This window comes from Variovorax sp. GW823-FHT04B03 (genome assembly GCF_058796495.1).
In genome coordinates, this window is sequence record NZ_JBXAIT010000008.1 from 210,053 (window position 1) to 225,010 (window position 14,958).

The 14,958-nt window shown below is 68.3% G+C and carries 14 protein-coding genes; 7 read left to right on the forward strand and 7 right to left on the reverse strand.

All coding sequences use genetic code 11. The annotated features are described in order from the left end of the window. The first annotated feature begins 93 nt into the window (after positions 1-93). Positions 94-609: a bactofilin family protein gene (locus AC1RAD_RS30005; protein WP_062473600.1), complete on the forward strand. Its 516-nt coding sequence runs from the start codon at positions 94-96 to the stop codon at positions 607-609. A gap of 33 nt (positions 610-642) precedes the next feature. Here the strand turns inward: AC1RAD_RS30005 and AC1RAD_RS30010 are convergent, their stop codons facing one another. Then, a complete protein-coding gene (locus tag AC1RAD_RS30010) occupies positions 643-1,497 on the reverse strand; it encodes a DUF72 domain-containing protein (protein ID WP_083259364.1) in 855 nt (284 codons plus the stop codon). A gap of 92 nt (positions 1,498-1,589) precedes the next feature. Between AC1RAD_RS30010 and AC1RAD_RS30015 the strand changes: the two genes are divergently transcribed. Together AC1RAD_RS30015 and AC1RAD_RS30020 are read left to right on the forward strand one after the other, a co-directional pair. Next, positions 1,590-3,101, forward strand: coding sequence for a M20 family metallopeptidase (locus AC1RAD_RS30015; RefSeq protein ID WP_062473598.1), 1,512 nt, complete (start codon positions 1,590-1,592; stop codon positions 3,099-3,101). A gap of 73 nt (positions 3,102-3,174) precedes the next feature. Further along, complete coding sequence (locus AC1RAD_RS30020; protein ID WP_492738764.1) at positions 3,175-4,050, forward strand: alpha/beta hydrolase; 876 nt, start codon at positions 3,175-3,177, stop codon at positions 4,048-4,050. Between the two features lie 3 nt (positions 4,051-4,053). Here AC1RAD_RS30020 and AC1RAD_RS30025 read toward each other — a convergent pair whose 3' ends face one another. The 5 genes from AC1RAD_RS30025 to AC1RAD_RS30045 form a co-directional block, all read right to left on the reverse strand. After that, positions 4,054-5,232: an MFS transporter gene (locus AC1RAD_RS30025; RefSeq protein WP_492738766.1), complete on the reverse strand. Its 1,179-nt coding sequence runs from the start codon at positions 5,230-5,232 to the stop codon at positions 4,054-4,056. A gap of 105 nt (positions 5,233-5,337) precedes the next feature. Then, positions 5,338-5,802, reverse strand: coding sequence for a YidB family protein (locus AC1RAD_RS30030; protein WP_095948391.1), 465 nt, complete (start codon positions 5,800-5,802; stop codon positions 5,338-5,340). A gap of 100 nt (positions 5,803-5,902) precedes the next feature. After that, on the reverse strand, positions 5,903-7,258 hold the full coding sequence (locus AC1RAD_RS30035; RefSeq protein ID WP_492738767.1) for a M20/M25/M40 family metallo-hydrolase: 1,356 nt from the start codon (positions 7,256-7,258) through the stop codon (positions 5,903-5,905). 106 nt (positions 7,259-7,364) lie between these two features. Next, positions 7,365-8,096, reverse strand: coding sequence for a 16S rRNA (uracil(1498)-N(3))-methyltransferase (locus tag AC1RAD_RS30040; protein WP_492698544.1), 732 nt, complete (start codon positions 8,094-8,096; stop codon positions 7,365-7,367). A 79-nt stretch (positions 8,097-8,175) separates the two neighbouring features. Beyond that, positions 8,176-9,273 carry an aminoglycoside phosphotransferase family protein gene (locus AC1RAD_RS30045; RefSeq protein ID WP_492738768.1) on the reverse strand — a complete coding sequence of 366 codons (1,098 nt, stop codon included), beginning with the start codon at positions 9,271-9,273 and terminating at the stop codon, positions 8,176-8,178. Positions 9,274-9,405: 132 nt separating this feature from the next. On the opposite strand from AC1RAD_RS30045, the gene AC1RAD_RS30050 reads away from it, so the two are divergent. From AC1RAD_RS30050 to AC1RAD_RS30065, 4 genes are read left to right on the forward strand one after another with little or no spacing between them, the layout of a single operon-like run. Then, a complete protein-coding gene (locus AC1RAD_RS30050) occupies positions 9,406-11,997 on the forward strand; it encodes an LPS-assembly protein LptD (RefSeq protein ID WP_492730107.1) in 2,592 nt (863 codons plus the stop codon). Between the two features lie 19 nt (positions 11,998-12,016). Then, complete coding sequence (locus AC1RAD_RS30055) at positions 12,017-13,420, forward strand: peptidylprolyl isomerase (protein ID WP_159274210.1); 1,404 nt, start codon at positions 12,017-12,019, stop codon at positions 13,418-13,420. A 26-nt stretch (positions 13,421-13,446) separates the two neighbouring features. Beyond that, positions 13,447-14,214: a 16S rRNA (adenine(1518)-N(6)/adenine(1519)-N(6))-dimethyltransferase RsmA gene (rsmA, locus tag AC1RAD_RS30060; RefSeq protein ID WP_139702942.1), complete on the forward strand. Its 768-nt coding sequence runs from the start codon at positions 13,447-13,449 to the stop codon at positions 14,212-14,214. Positions 14,215-14,227: 13 nt separating this feature from the next. Beyond that, complete coding sequence (locus tag AC1RAD_RS30065) at positions 14,228-14,455, forward strand: hypothetical protein (protein ID WP_492738769.1); 228 nt, start codon at positions 14,228-14,230, stop codon at positions 14,453-14,455. A gap of 43 nt (positions 14,456-14,498) precedes the next feature. On the opposite strand, the gene AC1RAD_RS30070 is transcribed toward AC1RAD_RS30065, so the two are convergent. Then, positions 14,499-14,924 (reverse strand): barstar family protein, encoded by a 426-nt coding sequence (locus AC1RAD_RS30070; protein ID WP_095747788.1) that lies wholly within the window; start codon positions 14,922-14,924, stop codon positions 14,499-14,501. Positions 14,925-14,958 lie beyond the last annotated feature (34 nt).

Here is a 14,958-nt window from a genome sequence, read left to right on the forward strand (position 1 = left end):
GGGCGACTTATTCAGTTACGCTTATTGCGCAATGAAGTGCCGCATGCCGTGAGTGCGTTCTTACGATAGTCCCCTTTCTTGAGGAGCTCCCCATTGGCCACACAGTCCCCCTTTTTCGGCAAGCGCGATCGTGACACCGATTCGCTGACGTCCCGTCCCGCACCGCTGGTTGGTTCGGGCACCAATCTCTCGGGCACTCCCGTCAATCCCTCCTCGTTGACCGCGCAGGCCGGCCTGGCTCCGGCGGCAGCTCCTGCTGCCAAGGAAGGCGGCAGCAAGCTCACCGTCGGCCCGAACATCAAGCTCAAGGGCGTCGAGATCACCGATTGCGACACGCTCGTGGTCGAAGGCCTGGTCGAGGCGACGATGGATTCGCGCCTGATGCAGATCGCCGAACAGGGCGAGTTCAAGGGCTCGGCCGAGATCGACATCGCCGAGATCCGCGGCGTGTTCGACGGCAACCTCACCGTGCGCGAGAAGCTCGTCATCCACTCGACCGGCAAGGTCACCGGCAAGATCCGCTACGGCAAGATCGTGATCGAAGAAGGCGGCCAGCTGTCTGGCGAAATCAGCTTCGGCGCCAAGCCGTCGCTGCAGGCCGCCGCCTGAGGCACCTGACGCGCCCGGTCTGACGACCGTCGATCAGGGCGCTTTCTTTTTCGGTGGGGCCTTCTTGGCCGCCGGCTTCGGCTTGTCCGCGGCGGCGGCCATTGCTGCGTCTGCAGCCGGCGGCGCCCACCCCAGGCGCTGCAGCAAGGCACCGGCCGCGGCCGGTGCCCTTTCCTTGGCGCCGTTGATGAAATACACGAACACGTCGCGCGCCTTCGGCGTCGTGGTCCAGCCTTGCGCGCGCGCGGCCCAGGTGTCCAGCGCCTTGGGCGCGTAGCCGGTCGCGAGCGACGCGTCGGCCATCATGAGCCGCGCGTAGGCGACATCGCCCTCGGGCTCCTCGAACGACGGAAACTTGTCGGCGTCGGTGAACACGGTCGACACCTTGTGCTTCTTCGCGAGCGCCTTGTAGGCGGGCGTGATGAAGCTCTCGTGGCGCACGTCCATCACGTGACGCAGCACGCGGCTGCCTTCCTTCTTGGGCAGCAGCTCCAGGAAGGCCTCGAAGTCTTCCGCATCGAACTGCTTGGTCGGCATGAACTGCCAGACGATCGGCCCGAGCTTGTCGCCCAGCTCGGCCACGCCGCTGTCGATGAAGCGCTGGATCGACTCGCCCGCGGTCGCCAGCACCTTGCGGTTGGTGGTGAAGCGCGAGGCCTTCATCGAGAACATGAAGTCATCGGGCGTGTCGTCGCGCCACTTGCGGAAGGTCTCGGGCTTGAAGGTGCTGTAGTAGGTGCCGTTGATCTCGATGGCGCTGACCTGCCGGCTGGCGTGGTTCAATTCCTTCGCGTGGGCGAGGCCCTTCGGGTAGAAGTTGTCGCGCCAGGGCTCGTAGGTCCAGCCGCCGATCCCCACCTTGATCCGCGTCGATGTTGCCTTGCTCACATTGCGCTCCGGGTTTTGAGATCGCCCGCACTCTACGCGCGCTCGCCGCGAGGCGCAAAATGCGTTTTTTCGTCCCCGCGGAGAATCCCCCGATGAACGCCCCCCTGCACCGTGAAATGCCCGCCGGCACGCTCGACGCGACGCGCGCCCTCTCTGATGTCACCGCCCGATGGGACGGCGACATCGTCAAGCAACTCACCGACTACATCGCCATCCCCGCCAAGTCGCCCGGCTTCGACAAGGACTGGTCGGCCAACGGCTACCTGGAGACCGTGCTGCGCAACGCCGCGGCCTGGGTCGAGGCGCAGAAGGTCGAGGGCCTGAAGCTGGAGATCGTGCGCCTCGAAGGCCGCACGCCGGTGCTGTTCTTCGAAGTGCCGGCCACCGGCACGAACATGACCGAGACCGTGCTCATGTACGGCCACCTCGACAAGCAACCCGAGTTCACCGGCTGGCGCAACGACCTCGGCCCGTGGACGCCCAAGTACGAGAACGGCCTGCTCTACGGCCGCGGCGGCGCCGACGACGGCTACGCCGTGTACGCCAGCGTGGCCGCGCTGCAGGCGCTCAAGGCCCAGGGCGTGGCGCACCCGCGCATCGTCGGCCTCATCGAGACCTGCGAGGAAAGCGGCTCCTACGACCTGCTGCCCTACGTCGACGCGCTGCGTCCGCGCCTGGGCGAGGTCGAGCTGGTGATCTGCCTGGATTCGGGCGCCGGCAACTACGACCAGTTGTGGCTCACGACTTCGCTGCGCGGCATGGCCAGCGGCACGCTCAAGGTCGAGGTGCTGACCGAAGGCATCCACTCGGGCGACGCCTCGGGCCTGGTGCCCTCGAGCTTCCGCATCATGCGGCAGGTGCTCGACCGCCTCGAAGACAGCGCCACCGGCCGCCTGCTGCCCGCCAGCTTCCATTGCGAAGTGCCGGCCGACCGGCTGGCGCAGGCCAAGGCCACCGCCGCCATCCTCGGCGACGAGGTCTACAAGCGCTTCCCGTGGGCGCACTACGACTGCGGCGGCTCGACCATGTTCGCGCTGCCGACCACCACCGACCCGGTCGAGGCGCTGCTCAACCGCACCTGGAAGCCCACGCTGTCGGTCACCGGTGCCGAAGGCTTCCCGGCCCTGAAGGACGCGGGCAACGTGCTGCGTCCCTACACCGCCTTCAAGCTCTCGCTGCGCCTGCCGCCGCTGGTCGACGCGGCCGAGACGGTGCAAAAGCTCAAGGCCCTGCTCGAAGACAACGCGCCCTACCAGGCGCGCGTCACCTTCGAAAGCGGCGGCGGCGCCACCGGCTGGAACGCCCCCACCATCACGCCGTGGTTCGAGGACGCGCTCAACAAGGCCTCGCGTGCGCACTTCGGCGCCTCGTGCGGCTACATCGGCCAGGGCGGCACGATCCCGCTGATGAACATGCTGAGCGCCGGCTTCCCGACGGCGCAGATGATGGTCTGCGGCGTGCTGGGCCCGAAGAGCAACGCGCACGGCCCCAACGAGTTCCTGCACGTGCCCTATGCCAAGAAGCTGACGGCCGCCGTGGCCGAGGTCATCGCCGCCCTGCCCGTCGCGCACCGCGCCGCGGCTGCGGAGCCGGTGGCGGCTTGAGCGCCGCGCCGGGCCGCCCCAAGCCAGATCGCTCCCGCTTGGCGGGACGGCGCGCAGCGCCAAGGGTGCACCCATGAGCGACGCGCTGCCCTTGCCACATCGCGTGTCGCTGTCCACGCCGGACGGCGAGACGCTGGCGCTGCGGCGGCTGCCCGCCGCCGGCACACCCCGTGCCGTCGTGGTCGTGGTGCACGGGCTGGGCGAGCATGCGGGGCGCTATCACGGCCTCGCCAAGCAACTGCATGCCTGGGGCTTCGCGGTCTGGGCGCACGACCACCACGGGCACGGCGAATCCACCGGCGCGCGCGGCGGCCTGCCCAGCGAGCTGCGGCTGGTCGACGACCTGGCGCTGGTGATCGACGATGCGCGCCGCGAGAACCCCGGCGTGCCGCTGGTGCTGCTGGGCCACAGCCTGGGCGGCCTGGTCGCCGCGAGCCTGGTGGCGCGCGGCGTGCGGCCGGTCGATGCGCTGGTGCTGTCGTCGCCGGGGCTCGACCCGGGGCTGAACGGTTTCCAGAAGATGCTGCTGGCGGTGCTGCCGCGCATCGCGCCCAACCTGCGCGTGGGCAACGGGCTCGACGACAACTACCTCTCGCACGACCCGGTGGTGGTGCAGGCCTACCGCGACGATCCGCTCACGCACGACCGCATCGGCAGCCGGCTGGCGCGTTTTCTCGCCTACGAAGGTGCCACGGTGCAGCAGCACGCGGCGCGCTGGCCGGTGCCCACGCTGCTGATCTACGCGGGCGACGACCGGCTCGTGTGGCCGGCGGCCAGCCGCGCCTTCGCGGCCGCTGCGGCGCCCAGCGGCAACGTCGAGGCGAAGTGCTTCGACGCGCTGTACCACGAGCTCTTCAACGAACTCGATGCGGAGCCCGTGTTCGACACGCTGCAGCGTTGGCTCGACCGGCGGTTTCCGGCGGCGGCAGTTTCGGCGCGCGTGGCCTGAGGCTCAGGCCTTGGCCACCCGCGCGCTTCGGCGTTGCGTCTGCGCGAGCCAGAGCAGCGCGGCGCCGGTCAGGGCCACCGGCACCAGCGAGCCGTAGTTCAACAGCTGCCAGCCCTGCGTGGTCACCAGCACACCCGAGGCGAACGAGGTCAGCGCCAGCGTCGCGAACACGCAGAAGTTGAGCGCGCCCTGGGCGCGGTCGCGCTCCTCGGCCGTGTAGGCCGTGAGCGACAGCGTCGTGCTGCCGGTGAACAGGAAATTCCAGCCCACGCCCAGCAGGAACAGCGCCACCAGGAAGTGGTGCAGGTCCACGCCCGACAACGCCACCACGATGCAGCCGAGGTTGAGCGCCAGCCCGACCCCCATCACCGGCAGCGCGCCGAAGCGGCGGATCAGGTGGCCGGTGAAGAAGCCCGGCGCGAACATGCCGATCACGTGCCATTCGAGCACCAGCGCCGCGTCGGAAAACGGCAGGCTGCAGATCTGCATCGCGATGGGCGTGGCGGCCATCAACAGGTTCATCACGCCGTAGCTCAGTGCGCCCGCGGCGGCCGACACGATGAACACGGGCTGGCGCATGATCTCGCCCAGCGGCCTGCCGCCGGCGGCTTCCTTGCGGGTCGGCGAGGGCGGGAATTCGATGAAGTGCATCACCGCCATCGAGAGCAGCGCCACCGCCGCCAGCGCGATGTAGGCGCCGGCGAAGGGCACGGAGAGCGCTTCGCGCGTGAAGGTCGCCAGGTTCGGCCCCGCCACCGCGCCGATCAGGCCCCCGGCCATCACCATCGACACGGCCTTCTCGCGCCAGGTCGGCAGTGCCAGTTCGGCCGCCGCGAAACGGTAGAGCCCGGCGTTGGCGTTGTAGTAGCCGGCGACCACGGTGGCGAAGCACAGCAGCCAGAAGTTCTTCGAGGACGCCGCGTAGGCGCACAGCAGCGCCGAGCCGACCGCCACCGCCAGCCCGATCTGGAACGAACCGCGGCGGCCGAAGCGCTGCTGCGTGCGCGCCACCAGCCCCGTGCTCAGCGCGCCGCCCACCACATAGCCCATCACCGGCAGCGTGGCCATCCAGCCCTGCGGTGCGATGCCCAGGCCCACGAGGCCGTTGATGGCGATGAAGGTGACGTTGTTGGTCAGGAGCAGGCCCTGGCAGATGGCCAGGAGCCACAGATTGCGATTCATGGGGCGCGGTTCTACGCGATTGGGCGACGAAGGCAAGGCGCCGGCCAAAAAAAAGCGCCCTCGCGGGCGCCGGAATTCTGAGAATGAAATTCGCCGGGTGGCAGGTCAGGTCGGCTTGTTGCCTTGAAGCAGTCCGCTGAGCGAGCCCAGGAGGTCGTCCTGGTTGCCGAGGCCTTGCTCGGGCACCTTGCCCTGCGGCGTGAGCTGGTTGATGAGGGCCGGCAGCATGGTGGCCAGCATCGGCAGCAGCATTTGTGCGTTGATGCCGAGTTTGGAGGCGATGGCGGCGATCGTGTCGCCGCCCAGCGCGTTCTGCAGCTGATCGCCCGAGACCGGCTTGTTTTCACCGTTGCCGATCCACGAGCCGATCACGTCGCCCATGCCCGCCTGCTCGAATTTCGAGACCATGCCGCCGAGGCCGCCCTGCCCGCCGTTGTTGGCAAGCAGGCCGCCCAGGGCGCCGGCGAGGCTTCCGAGATCTCCCAATCCCCCGAGGCCACCGCCTTGCGGTTGCTGCTGCTGTGCAGCGCCTCCTAGCACCTGACCGAGTACCGAATCGAGCAACCCCATGACCATTCCTTGGTGTGTGACAGAAACGCTCACATTTTCCAATGTGGCGACCCGCTTGCCGAAAGTGGCGCGGCCACTTTCGAACTGGCAACGTGACAAATTACTTGCTGCGTGCTGCGCGTTTCGGCAGGAGCGCGGGGCTGACGCCCTGCACGCCGACCAGACCGAGCACGGTGACGAGCGAATTCTGCGCGCCTTTCCATGCATCTGTCACGTCAATCGACTCGCCCAGCGAGTGGAATCCGCCCGACTTGCCGCCGCCGCCGATGATGATGGCCGGGATGCCCAGCGAAATGGGAACGTTCGCATCCGTGCTGCCGCCGCGCAGCAGCGTCTTGTGGCCGAAAGCACTGTTGGAACGCGTGGCGGCCTCGACGATCACCGAGTCGGGCGCCGTGCGGCCGCCCGGGCGGTCGCCGATGAGCTTGGTGCTCACGCTCAGGCTGGTCACGTTCCAGCGCTTGTTCTCTTCCGCCACGGCCTCGTCGAGCGTGGCGAGGATCTTCTTCTCGGTCTCGAGCAGCGAGGCCATGTCGTCCGAGCGGATGTCGATGGCCATGCGCGCATCGGGCGCGATGGTGTTCACCGAGGTGCCGCCGCCGACGGTGCCGACGGTGAAGGTGGTCTTGGGGAAGCTGGGCGTACGCACTTCGGCGATCTTGGCGATGGCGCGGCCCATGCCGTGGATCGCGCTGGGCACCTGCCCGAAGGCGCCGAAGCTGTGGCCGCCCGGGCCCTTGAAGGTCACTTCGTAGCGGTGGCTCGCGGTGCCGAGCACCAGCACGTGGCCGTCGGGCGAGGGCTCGAGGCCGACCATGCCGTCGATGTCCAGGTGGTCACGGAAGATGGCCTTCATGCCGCGCAGGTTGCCCAGCTCTTCCTCGCCGACGTTGGCGACGATCATCAGATCGCCCACGGTCTGGATCTTGTTGTCGTTGAGCACCTTGAGCCATGACAGCAGCACCGACAGGCCGCGCGTGTCGTCGCCGATGCCGGGCGCGAAGAGCTTGCCGTCGCGCTCCTTCACCTTGACGTCGGTGCCGGCCGGAAAGACCGTGTCCAGGTGCGCTGAAATGAGAAGCTTGGGGCCGTTGCCCGTGCCCTTGCGCAGGCCGATCACGTTGCCCTCGGCGTCGATCTTCGCGTCGGGCAGGCCGAGCGCTTTCAGGCGTGCCAGGAAGGCTTCGGCGCGCTTCTGTTCCTTGAAGGGCGGCGCCTCGATCTCGGTCAGCGTCTTCAACTCCTCGACCGTGCGTTCGTGGTCAGCCTTAACCGATTCCAGCAGCTTGCGGATCGCGGGCGACGCCATGAGCTGGGTGTAGGCCTGGTCGACCGCGGGGCTGACCTGCGCCGGTGTGGGCGCAACGGCCTGGCTTTGGGCGTGAACGGTGGGCATGGCGCACAGCGCGGCCAGGACAAGGGGGGCGAGACGAAACGCGCGGGATGAACGAGGCATGGGGGGAGCGGTCCTTCCGGGAGGCGGAGTGAACAAGGAAAAACGAAGCGGCCATTGTTCCGCAGGCGCCCGGTGTGCGCCTCGCGGAAAACACCCCCCAAACAGTTCAGGCGCCGACGAGCGACACCAGCGCTGCGAGCGCCGCGGTTTCGGCGCGCAGCACCCGCGCACCGAGCGTGGCCGGTGCGAAGCCGCGCGCGATGGCGTCGTGCTCTTCACTGGCGCTGAGGCCGCCTTCGGGGCCGCTGAGCACGAGCGCGGGTTGCGTAGCGGGTGTCTCTGCGGCCACGGCGGTGACGGCGCGCGTGCCCTCGGCCAGGCTCAGCACCAGTCGCGTCGATGCCGTATCCGCGGCGGCAGCGCCGCCGAGCCAGCCCGCGAAGGACTGCACCGGATGGATCACCGGCACGCGGTTGCGACCGCACTGCTCGCAGGCCGCAACGGCGATGGCTTCCCAGTGCGCCCGCTTCTTCTCGGCGCGTTCGCCCGACAGGCGCAGCACGCCGTGCGCCGTGGCCAGCGGCTGGATGCTGGTCACGCCGAGCTCGGTGGCCTTCTCGACCAGCCAGTCCATGCGCTCGTTGGCCGGCATGCCGACCGCGAGGTGCACGGCGCGGGCCGCTTCGCGCTCGATGGGCGTGTGGGCCCCCACCGTCACCGCGACCTCGCTGCGGCCCATGCGCTCGACCGTCGCGGCGTACTCGCCGCCCGCGCCGTCGAACAGGGTGAGCGTGTCGCCGGGCTGCATGCGCAGCACCTGCACATGGCGCGCGGCGCCCGGCGGCAGCGCCAGGCTGGCGCCGGCGGTCAGCGGCACGGAGCAGTGAAAACGGGGCATGCGATGAGATCAGGAGCTGATGGCGCCCGTGGTGCGGGCGCTACAGCGATTTTCTTTTTCGGCTTTTTTCAGTTTCTCTTCAGACTCGGCCGTAGGCGAAGCCGGTCACGGCCGTGGTGCCCTCGACCTCGTCGATCACGCGCAGCAGCGGCTTGAGCTCGATGTAGCGGCTGGCGGTGGCGCGGATGTAAGCGATGAAGCGGGGTGTGTCGGCCAGGTAGCGCGGCTTGCCGTCGCGCAGCGTGAGGCGCGCGAAGATGCCGGCCACCTTGAGGTGGCGCTGCAGGCCCATCCATTCGACCGCGCGGTAGAAGGCGCCGAAGTCCTCGTCGACCGGCAGCCCGGCCTTGCGCGCGGCGGTCCAGTAGCGGATGGTGATATCGAGCACGAACTCCTCGTCCCAGCTCAGGAAGGCGTCGCGCATCAGGCTGGCGATGTCGTACGTGATCGGGCCGTAGACGGCGTCCTGGAAGTCGAGCACGCCCAGCGGTTGGCCGGCATCGTCGCCCACCATCAGGTTGCGCGGCATGAAGTCGCGGTGCACGTACACGCTCGGCGACGCGAGGTTGTTCTCGACGATCAGCGCGAAGGCGCGGTCCAGGCGCTCCTTCAACTGGCCTTCCACGGCCACGCCGCGGTGCTTGCCGATGTACCACTCGGGAAAGAGCGCCAGTTCACGCTCGAGCAGCGCGCGGTCGTAGGGCGGCAGCACGCCGGGCTTGGAGGCCAGCTGCCAGCGGATCAGCGCGTCGATGGCCAGGTCGTAGAGCGGCCGGTTGGCGTCCGGGCGGGCCGGGTCGATCACGTCGAGCATGGTCTGGCGGCCCAGGTCGTCGAGCAGCAGGAAGCCGTTGTCGCGGTCCCATTCGAGCACCTGCGGCGCCGTCACGCCGGCCTCGGTCATCAGCTGCGCCACCTGCACGAAGGGGGCGCTGTTTTCCTTGTCGGGCGGCGCGTCCATCACGATGCGCGTGCCGCCGTCGGTGGTGTCGAGGCGGAAGTAGCGGCGAAAGCTGGCGTCGGCCGACGCCAGCCGGACGGTGTCCGGGCGCAGTTGCCGGGCGTCGGCAATGCCGGCCAGCCAGCCCCGGAACGCTTCGGCCCGCTGCGGATCTGTCCAGAGAATGGCCTGGGCGGGGTGTGGGGTCGTGGACGCCGGGGTCGAAGGTGCTGTCATGGATAATCAATTCTACAAATCCGCCTGGCGCGGCACCCCTGCTCGAGGTCGATCCGACCGGGCGGGGTGGCTGCCGGACCCCGCAACCCGCCGGCTTGCCGCGCCATCCCGACGATTTTTCGTTCCGAATCGATGCCTACGACCCCACGCGCTGCCTTGCGACGTTCGAGCCCGCCGCTGCCACTGGCCGTGCTGTCGCTGGCGCTGCTGCACGCGCATGGCGCCTTCGCCCAGCAAGCCGGTGTGCTTGAGGGACCGCTCACGCTGAAGCGCACGCCGCTGCTCACCGAGACGCTGACGCCCGTGCAACGCAGCCAGCTGCCCAGCCTCGTCACCGGCGACCGCATTTCCGGCCGCCCCGACCTCGAGACCGTGGTCGAGGGCAACGCCACGCTGCGCCGTGGCCCGGTCGCCATCACGGCCGACCGCCTCGAGTACTACCAGCCGGACGACCGCGCCAAGGCCACCGGCAACGTGCGGGTCAACCAGGCCGGCAACGTGTACGAGGGCCCCGAGCTCGAGCTCAAGCTCGAGACCTTCGAGGGCTTCTTCAACAACGTGCGCTACCGCTTCCTCGCGACCGGCGGCCACGGCGAGGCCGAGCGCATCGACTTCGTCGATTCCAACGTCTCGATCGCGCGGCGCGCCAGCTACACCACCTGCCGCCGTGAAGACTTCCCCGGCTGGATGCCGGCCTGGCTGCTGACCGCCGCCACGCTGACCACCGACACCGAGGAAAACGAAGGCGTCGCCATCGATGCGCGCATGAGCTTCATGGGCATCACGACGCCGCCGATCCCGCGCGTGACCTTCCCGCTGTCCAACGAACGCAAAAGCGGCCTGCTGCCGCCCACCATCGGGCTGGACAACACCAACGGCTTCGAGGTCGCGCAGCCCTACTACTGGAACATCGCGCCCAACCGCGACGCCACCTTCACGCCCACGCTGATGAGCAAGCGCGGACTCAACCTGGCCAGCGAATTCCGCTACCTCGAGAAGGACTACAGCGGCAGCATCCGCCTGGACCTGATGGGCAGCGACCGCCTCGTGGGCCAGCGCTACAACGAGGCGCGCGCCGAGCAGCTGCAGAAGCTGAACAACGGCGAGATTGCGCTCAAGGACCTGAACTTCGGCAAGCCGCCCGACAGTAGCAAGCGTTGGGGCCTGTGGCTCAACCACCACCACGACTTCGATGCCAAGGCGCTGGGCCTGGATTCGCTGTCCGCCAGCCTCAACATCAACCGCGTCAGCGACAACGACTACTGGCGCGACTTCACGCGCACGCCGACGCTGGCGCAGCGCCAGCTGCCGAACGATGCCTCGCTGAACTGGACCAAGGGCGACTGGAGCGGCGCCGTGCGCGCCCTGCGCTACCAGACGCTGCAGTACAACCTGTCGCCGGTCGTGCCCTCGTACGACCGTGTGCCGCAGATCACGGCCAACTACGCCAAGTACGACTGGCACGGCTTCGACGTTTCGCTGAACACCGACTACTCGCGCTTTCGCGTCAACAGCATCCTGGCCGGCCAGCCCGGCTTCGACCTCATCCAGCAGTCGCAGCCCGACGGCGACCGCGTGTTCGCGCAGGCGGCGATCAGCCGGCCGTTCCTCACGCCGAGCTCCTTCGTCATCCCCAAGCTGCAGTTGCACGCGACCTCGTACAACTACTACCTGCCGCAGTCGTCCATTCCGAAGGTGTCGGTCAATGGCATCGACTACGTGAACGGGATGCCGTACAACCCGAGCCAGCTGTACTTCTTCCCGACCTCGTCGAACCGCGTCGTGCCGACCTTCAGCCTGGACAGCGGCCTGGTCTTCGAGCGCGACGCCAGCTACTTCGGCCGCGCCTTCCGCCAGACGCTGGAGCCGCGCGCGTACTACGTGTACACGCCGTACCGCAACCAGAGCATGCTGCCGAACTACGATTCGGCCGCCAACGACTTCAGCTTTGCGACCATCTACACCGAGAACGCGTTCTCGGGCGCGGACCGCATCTCGGACACCAACGCGCTCACGCTGGGCGTCACGTCCCGCCTGATCGACCCGGGCACCGGCGTGGAAGCCGTACGCTTCGGCATCGCGCAGCGCTTCCGTTTCGCTGACCAGAAAGTCACGCTGCCGGGCGTCGCGCCGGTCACCGACCGCACCAGCGACCTGCTGCTGGGCGCCCAGATCAACTGGACGCCCAAGTGGAGCCTGGACACGCTGCTCCAGTACAACCCCGATTCGCGCCGTTCCACGCGCAGCGCGATCAGCGCGCGATACAACCCGGGCCCGTACCGCAACCTCAGCGCTGCCTTCCGCTACCAGGCGCCGAGCACGCCCACGGCCACCGACGGCAACAAGTCGATCGACTTCGGCTGGCAATGGCCGCTCAACGACCTGTGGGGCGACAAGGGCAAGGACCTCGGGCCGGGCAAGGGCGAAGGCGGCGGCCGCTGGTACGCCGTGGGCCGCCTGAACTACAGCCTGCAGGACAAGAAGCTCACGGACGGCGTGCTCGGGGTCGAGTACGACGGCTGCTGCTGGATCAGCCGCGTGGTGCTGCAGCGCATCACCACCGGCCAGGTGACGGCCAACACCCGCATCATGTTCCAGCTCGAATTCGTCGGTTTCTCCAGCATCGGCTCGAGCCCGATGCAGGCGCTGCGACAGAACGTCCAGCGCTACCAGCCGCTGCGTCAACCGACCGAAGCCCCGAGCCGCTTCACCAATTACGACTGAAACGACGACCGTTCACGCCATGAAACACATCCGTTCCCTCATCACCCTGGGTTGCCTTGCGGCCATCGCCGCAACGGCGGGCGCACAGGGCTTTCGTTCCGGCAGCGGCATCACGGACATCATGCGTGCCGGTCCCCGGATCGTCCCGCCGGCGGCGCGCCCGGCCGGTCCCGCGGCGGCGCCGGTGCAGCGCGCGGCCGAGTACATCGTGGCGCTGGTCAACTCCGAGCCCATCACCAACACCGAGGTGCAGTCGCGTGTCACGCGCCTGATCCGCGAGAACCCGGACGCCGAGCGCGTGCCGCGCGCCGAACTCACGCGCCTCGTGCTGGAGCGCCTGATCACCGAGCGTGCGCAGCTGCAGCTGGCGAAGGAAAACGGCATCAAGGTCGATGACGTGGCGATCGACCAGGCCGAGCAGACCGTGGCCCGCCAGAACGAGATCAGCCTCACCGAGCTGCGCAGCCGCGTAGCGGCCGAAGGCATCTCGCCGCGCGAATTCCGCAACGACCTGCGCGACCAGCTGCTGCTCACGCGCCTGCGCGACCGCGAGGTCGAGTCCAAGGTCAAGATCAGCGACACCGAGGCCGACGAATACCTGCGCGACCAGCGCGAGAGCGCCGTCAAGAACAACGCCCTGCTCAACCTCAACATCGCCCAGCTGCTGGTGGCCGTGCCCGAGAACGCCACCGAGGCGCAGGTCGCGACCGCACAGAAGAAGGCCACCGACCTCGCACAGCGCGCGCGCAGCGGCGAAGACTTCGCCAAGCTGGTGCGCGAAAACTCCGATTCGCCCGACCGCGCCAACGGCGGCGCGCTCGGCCTGCGCAGCGCCGACCGCTACCCGCCCGTGTTCGTCGAGGCCACGCAATCGACCGCGGTGAACGGCATCGCCGGACCCGTGCGCTCGGGCGCCGGCTTCCACGTGCTCAAGGTGCTGACCAAGGCGCAGGTGGGCTCGTCGGATGCGTCCATCACCCAGACCCAGGTGCGCCACATCCTGCTGCTGAACGACCCCAAGCGCACGACCGCGCAGGCGGTGGCCCAGCTGCAGGAATTCAAGCGCCGCGTGCAGGCCGGTACCGCCGACTTCGCCGGCCTGGCGCGCGACAACTCGCAGGACGCGAGCGCCAAGGAAGGCGGCGACCTCGGGTGGTCGCGCCCCGGCCAGTTCGTGCCCGAGTTCGAGGAAGCCATGGACCGGCTCACGCCGGGCCAGATCAGCGACCCCGTGGTGTCGCGCTTCGGTGTCCACCTGATCCAGGTGGTCGGCCGCCGCGAAGCCAAGCTGAGCCAGTCGGAGCAGCGCGAAGCCGCACGTGCCGCACTGCGCGAACAGCGCGTCGAAGAAGCCTTCACCACCTGGGTGCAGGAAGTGCGCGCGCGCGCTTACGTCGAATACCGCGAGCCGCCGCAGTCCTGATGGCAGCGGCAGCGCTCTAGGCCGCGATGGCACAGCACATTGCGAGAAAACGGTTCGGACAGCACTTTTTGTCCGACGGCGGGATCATCGACGGGATCGTGCAGGCGATCGCGCCGCAGCCCGGCGATGCGATGGTCGAGATCGGGCCGGGGCTGGCGGCGCTCACGCAGCCGCTGGTCGAGCGGCTTGGCCGCCTGACGGTCATCGAGCTCGACCGCGATCTGGCCAAGCGGCTGCGCGAGCATCCGCAGCTCGACGTCATCGAGTCGGACGTGCTCAAGGTCGACTTCGCCGAACTCGCGGCCAAGGCCGAACCGAAGCCGCTGCGCGTGGTGGGCAACCTGCCCTACAACATCTCCACGCCGATCCTGTTCCACCTGCTGGGCTATGCCCACCTGATCGCCGACCAGCACTTCATGCTGCAAAAGGAAGTGATCGACCGCATGGTGGCCCGGCCCGCCACCTCGGACTACAGCCGCCTGAGCGTGATGCTGCAGTGGCGCTACGACATGGAGAACGTGCTGTTCGTGCCGCCCGAGAGCTTCGACCCGCCCCCGCGCGTGGACAGCGCCGTGGTGCGCATGGTGCCGCTCGCGCAGCCGCCGGCGGTCGATGCGGCGCGGCTCGGCGAGATCGTGCAGGTCGCCTTCAGCCAGCGCCGCAAGATCCTGCGGCACACGCTGGGCAAATGGCTCGGAGAGCACGGCTTCACCGGCGAGTTCGACATCCAGCGCCGGGCCGAGGAGGTGCCGGTGGCCGAATACGTTGCACTGGCCCAGGCCGTTCCCCCATGAAAAAAGCCCGTCGATGACGGGCTTTTTTGTGGCGGCGAGCGGTTGCAGTTACGCAGCTGCCAGCCAGTACCCCGCGTTGAAGGGGCTGCTCATGCGCAGCGCCAGGGGCGACACGTCGACGAGCTTGTCGGTCGGCATTTTCTCGCCGGCCGGCTCGGTGCTGACGGCCGGCGTGGCCGCAGCGGCTGCCGTGGCGGTGGTGTTGACTTCGATGCCATCGAGGGTTTCAGCGGTCGGCTGAGCCTCGTTCGCCCGTTCTGCTTGGCTGGTGGATGCAGAACGGGCTACAGAAAAGAATAGAAGCAGCGGAACGGGACCTTGCGATCGCCCCAGTAGTCCGAAGCGTCGCGGAAGATGTCGAGCAGTTGCTCGCGCGCTTCCTTGTCGAACTTGGCGTTGGCCGGGATCTGTTCGAGCACGATGACGAAACCAGGCTGTGGGCCCGATTTATGCAACGGGTCGGTCATGCAGTCGTACAGCGCGTCGAAGTTCTTGCCGAAGTGCGCCGGGAAGGTGAACTGCTGGGCAATCAGGTCGAGCACGTCCTGCTTGGTCTGGGCGTTGCCCAGGTTGGCGTACAGGAAGTGCTGGCCGGCCGCGTTGGCGGCATCCTGCAGGTCGTTCACGCGGAACGCGCGGATCGATTGCACGATGTTCGGGCGTACGGCTCGAAGGGATAAGGTCATATCCGCTGGTCTTTCCATAGTCATCATCATCTCGTCGGGGCGCTTCGGGGCGCCGCTC